This window comes from Corallococcus sp. AB045, assembly GCF_003668895.1.
GTDB lineage: Bacteria > Myxococcota > Myxococcia > Myxococcales > Myxococcaceae > Corallococcus > Corallococcus coralloides.
Map to the genome: position 1 here is coordinate 1 of NZ_RAWN01000290.1, position 8,823 is coordinate 8,823.

The window sequence follows — 8,823 nt, forward strand, 5'->3', positions numbered from 1 at the left end:
CACCCATACCCGCCGTGCTGCCCCCCGCCCGGCCTTCTCGCGGCTTGAGGAGGTGCGTTGATCTCGGCGTACACTTGGCGCCGCCGTGTCCGACCTCCGCCACACGCTGCTCTTCGTCGATGACGAGGCCGACGTCCTGGACATCCTCAGCCGGATGTTCCAGCGACGTTACCGCGTCCTCACCGCTCCCCACGGCAAGGCAGCCCTGGAAATCCTGCGGACCGAGTCCGTGGACGTGCTCGTCACGGACCAGCGCATGCCGGAGATGACCGGCATCGACCTGGTCAACGCCGCCAGAGCGGAGGGCATCGACGTCACGACGTTGCTGCTCACCGCGTACACGGACCCGCAGGACATCATCGCGGCCATCAACCAGGGCCAGGTGTACCGCTACGTCACCAAGCCCTGGGACGTGAACGACCTGCTCATCACCGTGAAGAACGCGGTGGAGTTCGCCCAGCTCAAGAAGGACAAGGAGAAGCTCATCCGCCAGCTGCACCAGCGGGTGGAGGCCCTCTTTGTCCTCTACGAGGTCAGCCGCGCCAGCGCGAATGACCCGGCCAGCTACGACGCCATCATCGACCGCGTGCTCACCGCCGTGGCCCGCGTGCTGCCGTACGACTGCGGCGCGGCCCTCATCGCGCCGGACGGGCAGCGGGGCGCCACGCTGCGCCTGCGCTGCGTGGGCAACGTGGGCGAGGAGGCGCTCCTGGGCGTCAAGGAGTCCATGCTCGGCGCGTACCGCAAGAGCAGCGGCCTGACGCTGCCGGAGGACCGGGTCATCACCCGCGTCACCGGCACCACCACCAAGGACTCCGTGTCCCCCGTCGTCTACCCCAACCAGCTCACGGTGAACCTCACCGCCGCTGGGAAGCCGGTGGGCATGCTGTCCCTGTTCTCCCACCGCGCGGACGCGTTCACGGAGGACGATGGGCTCTTGCTGGACGTGCTCGCCAACCAGACGGCGGACGCCATCCAGTCGCTGCGCTCCGCGGAGGAAGAGGCCCGCCACCGCATGGAGCGCATGGTCGCGTCCATGGCGGACGGCGTGGTGCTCACCGACGAGAAGAACGACATCGTGGTGATGAACCCCGCGGCCCGCCGCATCCTGCACGCGGGGGAGGAAGGGCAGGGTCCCTCCAACCGGCTCCTGGAGGAGCGCCTGGGCTTCCAGCCGTTCCAGCTGGTCCGCAACCTGGAGTACAGCGGCCACCAGGTGCTGCGCGAGGACGTGAAGCTCTTCGAGCGCACCGTGCAGACCACCGTGACGCCCGTCAACGACGCGCGCGGCACCCTGCGCGGCGTGTGCGTGGTGCTGCGCGACATCACTGATCAGAAGCGGCTGGAGGAGCGCAAGGACACCTTCGTCTCCATGGTGAGCCACGAGCTGCGCACGCCGCTCACCTCCATCACCGGCGCCCTGGACCTGGTGCTCAACCGGATGGCGGGGGACATCAACGAGCGGCAGCACCGCTACCTGTCGCTGGCCAAGGACTCCGCGGAGAAGCTCAACAGCATCGTGGATGACCTGCTGGACCTGTCGAAGTACGCGCAGGGCCGGCTGAAGATGAGCTTCGAGCGCATCTACCTGGAGGAACTCGTCCAGCGCGTGGTGGAGAAGTACGGGCCCGCCTTCGCGGAGAAGCACATCCGCGTGGTGCCCCTGCTGCCGCAGCACCCGCTGCGCGCCATGGTGGACCCCAACCGCGTGAACCAGGTGCTCAACAACCTGCTCAACAACGCGGTGAAGTTCACGCCGGACGGCGGCGAGGTGCGCGTGGAACTGCGCGCCACGTCCAGCCTGCCCGGCTACGTGGTGCTCTCCTGCTGGAACAGCGGCGACCCCATCCCGGAAGAGAGCCTGGAGCGCATCTTCGACCGCTTCGAGCAGGCCCGCACCCAGGCGAACCGCACCGTGCGCGGCACCGGCCTGGGCCTGCCCATCTGCCGCAACATCGTGGAGGCCCACGGCGGACGCATCTGGTCCGAGCCGTCCAACACCGGCGTGCGCTTCATCGCCGTGCTCCCCACGGAGCCGCCCCAGGACGTGCTGTCCCAGGCGGCCGTGGACACGCTCCTGCCGTCGCCGCAGCCCGTCCGCGCGGACTCGCGTGGCAAGGTGCTCATCATCGAGGGTGAGCCCGAGGTGGGCCACATCATGAAGGCGCTGCTCGGAGCCCGGGGCTACCGGGTGCGCCTGGCGGCCTCCGCGGAGGAGGGCCTGTCCGCTGCTCGCAACCTCCACCCGGACGTGGTGCTGGTGTCGGTGCGGCTGCCGGACGTGGACGGCCTGCGGCTGGCGGAGATCCTCCGGAATGATCCGGAGACGCGCCGCGCGCCGCTCTTGCTCACCTCCGCGTTCGACGAGCGCCAGCGCGCCTTCCGGGCCGGCGCGGACGCGTTCCTCGTGCGCCCCCTGGCCGGAGACAAGCTGCTGGCCACGGTGGACTCGCTGGCGCGGGGCCGCGCCGGGGCGCAGCACGGGCGCGTGCTGGTGGTGGACGACGACGCGAAGATCGCCTCCATCTGCCGCGAGGTGCTGGAGGGTCTGGGCTTCGAGGTCGGCGTCGCGCACAGCGTGGAGGAGGGCCGGCGTTCCCTGCGCGAGCGCAGGCCGGACGCGGTGCTCCTGGACGTCACGCTGCCGGACGGCGACGGGTTCGCGTTCCTGGAGGAGATCAAGGCCGAGCGCGCCAGCGGCCACATCTCCGTCATCTTCATCTCCGCGCGCACGGAGACGTCGTCCAAGGTCCGCGCGCTGAAGCTGGGCGGGGACGACTACATCACCAAGCCCTTCGACGCGCTGGAGCTGGGCGCGCGCGTGGAGAGCATGCTGCGGCGCAAGGAGCAGGAGCTGTCCTCGTCGCCCACCACGCAGCTGCCCGGCTCCACCGCCATCGAGCGGGAAGTGCAGCGCCGGCTGGGCGCGCGCCAGCCGTTCGCCTTCTGCTACCTGGACCTGGACAACCTCAAGGCCTACAACGACTACTACGGCTTCGCGAAGGCGGACGGCGTGGTGCGCCAGACGGGCGACCTGATGCGGGAGGTCTTCCAGCAGGAGGGCGCCCCGGGGGACTTCCTGGGCCACGTGGCCGGCGACGACTTCGTCTTCATCACCTCCGTGGAGTCCGTGGACCGGGTGTGCCAGCGGGCAATCGAGCAGTTCGACCGCATCATCCCGCTCTACTACGACCGGCAGGACCGGGAGCGTGGCCACATCGAAGCGGAGGACCGCTTCGGGGAGAAGCGCGAGTTCCCCATCATGAGCGTGTCCGTGGTGGCGGTGATGACGGACGGCGTGGCGCATGACCACGCGGAGCTGGCGCGCCGGGCCGCGGACATGAAGAAGCGGGCCAAGGCGATCCCCGGCTCCGTCTTCCTGCGCAGTGACTTGGAGCGCGTGGTCCGGTCAGTCACTGGATGAGGCTCTACCAGCAGCTCGTCCTCTTCATGCTCGCCGCGACGGTGCTGCCCCTGGCCATCGTCGGCTTCCTGCTGCTTTCGCGCTCGGAGCACGCGCTGGCCCAGCGCATCGATGAGCAGCAGCGCGCGCTCGCGACCGCCACCGCCGAGGCCGTGGAGGCGAGCCTGATGGAGGTCGTCAACGGCCTCGCCCGCTCCGCGGAGCTCCTGCCCTGGGAGCGCGCCACGCCCGAAGAGGTGCGCGGCATGCTGATGCTCCTGTATGGGCAGTCCACCTCGGTGAGCGCGGTCATCCAGGCGGACGCGAACGGGCAGCCCCTGGGGCCCGCCGTGTTCCGGAGCGCGGAGCCGCTCGAACGCCATCCCGCCTTCGACGCCGCGCGCGTCCGTCAGCTGGCGCACGCGGTGCCGGTGGAGAACTTCCGGGACGGAGGCAAGGGCCAGGCGGCGCTGGGCAGCGCGTACGTGCACGCGGGCTCGGGCGTGGCCGCCGTGGCGGTGGCGGTGAAGCTGGGCGCTTCGGAGGATGCGCCGTACGCCATCGCGGAGCTCGTCTTCACGCAGCTGGAGGCGCTGCTCGCTCGGCGCGCGAGTGACGGGCAGCTCCTGGACGTGGTGGACTCCGAGGGGCGCGTCGTGGCCAGCTCCCAGGCCGCGCGGCGCATGGAGGCCCTGGAGCCGGAGCTGCGCGAGGCGCTGAAGTCCGCCCTGGGCGCGGAAGGCGGGCGCAGCTTCCAGCTGAAGGACCCCGCGCGCCGGGTGAGCGTGGCGTGGGTGAACACGCTGGAGATGGGCATCGTCGTGACGGAGGACGAGGCCCTGGCGCTGACGCCCGTGCGGGAGCTGCGCACCACGGTGCTCGCGTCCGTGGCGGGTGCGCTGGTGGTGCTCCTGGCGCTGGGCGCGCTCTTCACCCGGCGGCTGGACCGGCGGCTCGCGGACGTGGTGCAGGGCGCGGAGGCCTATGGCCGCGGAGAGCTGGAGCGCCGCCTGCGCGTGGAGGGCCAGGACGAGTTGAGCGAGCTTGCGTCCACCTTCAACCGCATGGGCGAGGAGCTGGAGGCGTCTCGCGCGCGGCTGATGAGCTGGAACGACGATTTGCGCGTCCGGGTGGAGGAGGCCACGGCCGACCTGCGCGCGGCGCAGCTGCAACTGGTGGAGGCGCAGAAGCTGGCGGCGGTGGGCCAACTGGGCGCGGGCGTGGCGCACGAAATCAACAACCCGCTGGCCGGCATCCTGGGCAACGTGCAGCTGCTGCTCCTGGACCGCGGGGCGGATGACGTGGACTTCGAAACGCTGCGCAAGATCGAGCAGAGCGCCAAGCGCTGCAAGGACATCACCCAGAACCTGCTGCGCTTCTCCCAGCAGCGCGAGCGCCCGGACCTGCGGCCCATTGACCTGAACGCGGTGGTTCGCGACGCGCTGAGCCTCACGGAGAACCAGACGCGCGGAGAGGGCGTCGAGCTGGTGACGGAGCTGAGCGCGGCGGTGCCTCGTGTGAAGGCGGACCCCGGTCACCTGTCGCAGGTGGTGCTGGCGCTCTTGTCCAATGCGCGCACCGCGATGCTGAAGACGCCGGTGAAGCGCCTCACCCTGCGTACTGGCGAGCGCGACGGGATGTGTATCCTGGAGGTGGAGGACACCGGCAGGGGCATCGCGGAGAACATCCGGCCGCGCATCTTCGAGCCCTTCTTCACCACCAAGGACATCTGGTCCAATGTGGGCCTGGGACTGAGCGTCGCGTGGCGCATCGTCACGGAGGCCGGGGGGACGCTGGAGGTCCGCTCGGAAGAAGGGCAGGGGGCCCGGTTCACCGTGGTGCTGCCCCGGGCATGAAGCCCGCCGCGTGTGGTAGCTAGGTCCCTCGCATGGCTGCTCCCCCATCTCGCAGGCGACAGGCGCCGTTCCTCATCGGGCTCGTGCTCATCCTGGCCGCGCTGCCGGTGGGCTGGTTCGTCTTCCTGCGCGAGCCTCCCGCGCCGCTGCCGCCGTCCGCTCCCAAGCGCCCCCTCGTCACGGAGGCGGAGGCGAAGAAGGCCGTGGAGCTGGTGCTGAGCTCCTTCGACGGCACGGTGGACGTGAAGCACGGCGACGGACCGTGGGAACCCGCGCGCAAGGACATGCCGCTGCGGCCCACGGACGTGGTGCGCACCGGGCGTGGGTCCTGGGCCGTGGTGCTGAACGGTGAGGCCGTGGAGCTGCGCATGGAGGCGGAGACGGAGATCTCCGTGGAGGAGATCTCGAACGAGCTGTCGAAGGTGATGCTGAGCAGCGGTCTGGCCACCGCCACCGTGCGGGGCCGTTCCAATGTCCGCCACACCTTCATCCTGAAGGCGAAGGGCGCCGACGCGGAGGCCAGCACCGCTCAGGGTACCTTCACCATGAGCAACAACGGCAAGGGCACCGTGAGCGTGGGTACGCGCGAGGGCGACGTGAAGCTGACCGGCAAGGAAGGCAAGTACGTCATCGTGCGCGCTGGTCAGCGGTCCATCGTCCGCCCCGGGCAGGCCCCCACCGAGCCAGCCCCCATCCCCAGCTCCGTGTTCGTGAAGATGGAGTGGCCCACGGGCACGCAGCGCAACCGCGAGGTCACCGTTGTCGGCCACACGGATCCGGGCAACCGGGTGACGGTGGACGGCGCCAACGTGGCCACCGACGAGGACGGGAAGTTCACGCTCAGCGTCTCGCTCAAGGACGGCCCCAACCCCGTTCAGGTGACCGCCGTGAACGTGGGCGGTGCGCGCCAGACCGAACAGCAGGACCTGACCTTCGAAGCCCCGCCACCGCCGCCGACGCCGCAGCCGAGGAAGAGGTCGGGGAAAATCGAGGTCGACGCCGGAGGGATCTGGGATCCTCCCTGATCCACCGGGTCGGCCCTCGGGTTCTTCGCGGAGGCACCCACCTGGTGGGTGGAGTGGTTTGACGGAAGTGTACGCGGGGACGACGGAGCGCCCCTTCGTACGGCCAGCGGCACCAAAGTGGTGCAGTCCCGGCAGAGGGCCTTGTAGAGTCGGGAAGCCCTGGAACGTCTCCTCCTCTCCGCGATGGTCTTGTTTTGTGCCCCGGTCTGGGCGGCTTCGCTGGAGCTGCTCGGCCCGGACGTGCCCGTGCCTCCGGAGGGCTTCACGGTCGCGGTGGTGCGCCGGGACGCCGGGGGCCAACCGGTGGCGTTCACCCCGTCCTCCGTGACGGCGGAGGGCGCGGCGCTCAAGCCCGGGCCGGACGCTCCACCGCTGCGCACCTACGTCGTGGTCCCGAAGGCCCAGGCGCGCGAGGTGGTGGTGCGCGTGAAGGGCGACGGCGAGGAGGCCCAGGCCCGCTACGACGTGGGGCCGCCCGCGAGCCACATGGAGCTGTCGCTGGAGCCCGCGCTGCCGGTGAAGGGGCGCGACATGGAGGCGACGCTCACTGTGAAGCGGCTGCGTGCGGATGGGACGCCGGATGACAGCGGCGCGCCGCCGGTGCTGCGCGCGAGCACCGGTCAGTTGGAGGGGCTCAAGCACACGGGGCCGGGCACGTACACCGCTCGCTACGTGCTGCCTCCAACGCGCCTGCCAGAGGCGGCCATCCTGGTGGCGCTGTCCGCGTGGCCGCATCCCCAGTCGGTGCATGGCGCGTACGGGCGGCTGCTGGTGCCGCTGGCGTCGTCGGTGAACCTGCCCGGCAAGAGCGAACCCGGAGGCCAGGTGTCGCTGGAGGTGGCGGGGACGCGCTTCGGGCCCGTGCCGGTGGACGCGCAAGGGCACTTCGTGCTGCCGCTGGTGGTGCCTCCCGGCTATCCGCAGGCCCAGGGCGAGGTGAAGGACCTGTCGGGCCACGTGGAGCGCATCGCCATCGACCTCCAATTGCCACCCACGGATGGACTGGCGTGCGTGCTCAATCCGCAGCGGCTGCCCGCGGACGGCGTGTCCCAGGCCCGGCTCTTGTGCGCGACCAGCGATCCGAAGGGGCAGCCCGTCGCGGATGCGCGCGTCACGGTGAAGGCGAAGTACGGCCGGCTGGACGGGCCCGTTCGCGACACGAACGGCATGCTCGAGTGGCGCTACACGGCGCCGCGCACGCTCGCGGCGGATGAGCGCATCGAGGCGGCATGGCCTCAGCGGGGCCCGGGGTCGCGCGAGTCGCTGCCGATGCAGTTGGTGCAGGGCGCGGTGCGCGACGTGACGGTGTCGCTGTCCGAGCCGATGGTGCACGCGGGTTCGGTGGCGCGGGTGGTGGTGACGGCGCGGGACGCGGCCGGGCAGCCCCGGCCGGAGGCGAAGGTGGTGGTGACCTCGGCCGAGGGGAGCGTGGGGCCGGCGGTGGAGTCTCCGCCGGGGACGTTCACTGTCCCGTGGACCGCGCCGGAGAACGCGTACCAGGTGAGCACGGACGTGATGGTGCGCGCGTACGGTCCGCTCGGGACGGAGCCCGCGCGGCTCGCGGTGTGGCGGCAGGGCACGGGGCTCGTCGCGGGCGTGGTGGACCTGGCCGGCTGGCCGGTGCCCCGGCAGCCGCTGCTCATGAACGGCCTGACGCGGACGACGGGGGAGGACGGGACGGTGTTCGTGGGTGGGATGGCGCCTGGCAAGGTGCGCGTGTCGCACGCCGTGTGGCCGGGGCTCGAGGTCACGGTGCACGTGCTGGGCCCCCAGGGGCCGGTGTTCCCGGGGTCCGAGCCGCTGGTGCCCGCGCGCATCGATGCGCCGGTGAAACTGGCGCCGCGGCTGCCGGTCAACGTGCGGGTCCGCGTGGAGGGCGCCCGGGTGACGTGCTGGGTGGAGGACCCGAGCGGCCAGGTGCTGAAGGACCGCCCGGTGCACGTCGCGCTGTCCGAGGGCGAGCGGGGTGAGCTGTCCGTGCAGGACGGCCTCACGCGCTTCACCGTGCACGGCGCGAAGGGCCCCGTGAGCGTATCCGTGGCGGACGTGCGCACCGGCGTGACGGCGGTGGAAGAGGTGCGGCCTTGAGGGCTGGGGCGTCGCGGAGGGCCTCGGTGCCGGGCGCCGCCGCGGGCTTCTTGCTCGCGCTGCTCCTGCTGTCGACCGTGGTGTCCGCGCAGTCGCTGTCGTCGGACCTGCCGACGCAGGCGTCGACCATCGCCGGGCGCGTCTGCGTGGACGTGGACGCAGATGGGCTCTGTGGACCCGATGAGCCCGGGCTCGCGGACGTGCGCCTGGTGCTGGCCACCGGCCGCGAGGTGCGCACCGATGCCTTCGGCCGCTACCACCTCACCGGCGTGGACTCACGCGTGCCGGACCTCATCGGCGGCCCGCACCTGCGCCCCGGCCGCCATGCGCTGAAGGTGGATCCGCGCAGCCTGCCGGCGTCCAGCCAGGTGGTCCCCCGCGTCGCGACCGTGGAGGTGCCCTGGGGCGCCGCCGCCCTCCAGGACTTCGCCGTGCGCCCGCCACCCACGCC

4 protein-coding genes and 1 pseudogene are annotated in these 8,823 nt (G+C 71.3%); all 5 read left to right on the plus strand.

The window, feature by feature from the left end; all coding sequences use genetic code 11:
• The first annotated feature begins 85 nt into the window (after nucleotides 1-85).
• The gene (locus tag D7Y21_RS38280; protein ID WP_121718344.1) at nucleotides 86-3,424 is read left to right on the plus strand and encodes a response regulator; all 3,339 of its coding nucleotides are present in this window, start codon (nucleotides 86-88) and stop codon (nucleotides 3,422-3,424) included.
• Nucleotides 3,421-5,259 carry a sensor histidine kinase gene (locus D7Y21_RS38285; RefSeq protein ID WP_120565879.1) on the plus strand — a complete coding sequence of 613 codons (1,839 nt, stop codon included), beginning with the start codon at nucleotides 3,421-3,423 and terminating at the stop codon, nucleotides 5,257-5,259. The genes D7Y21_RS38280 and D7Y21_RS38285 overlap by 4 nt, the downstream gene beginning before the upstream one ends.
• A gap of 32 nt (nucleotides 5,260-5,291) precedes the next feature.
• Nucleotides 5,292-6,284: a FecR domain-containing protein gene (locus D7Y21_RS38290; protein WP_121718345.1), complete on the plus strand. Its 993-nt coding sequence runs from the start codon at nucleotides 5,292-5,294 to the stop codon at nucleotides 6,282-6,284.
• A 183-nt stretch (nucleotides 6,285-6,467) separates the two neighbouring features.
• A complete protein-coding gene (locus D7Y21_RS38295) occupies nucleotides 6,468-8,372 on the plus strand; it encodes an Ig-like domain-containing protein (protein ID WP_121718346.1) in 1,905 nt (634 codons plus the stop codon).
• Nucleotides 8,373-8,398: 26 nt separating this feature from the next.
• A pseudogene (locus D7Y21_RS38300) lies at nucleotides 8,399-8,823 on the plus strand (flagellar motor protein); the annotation flags it as partial.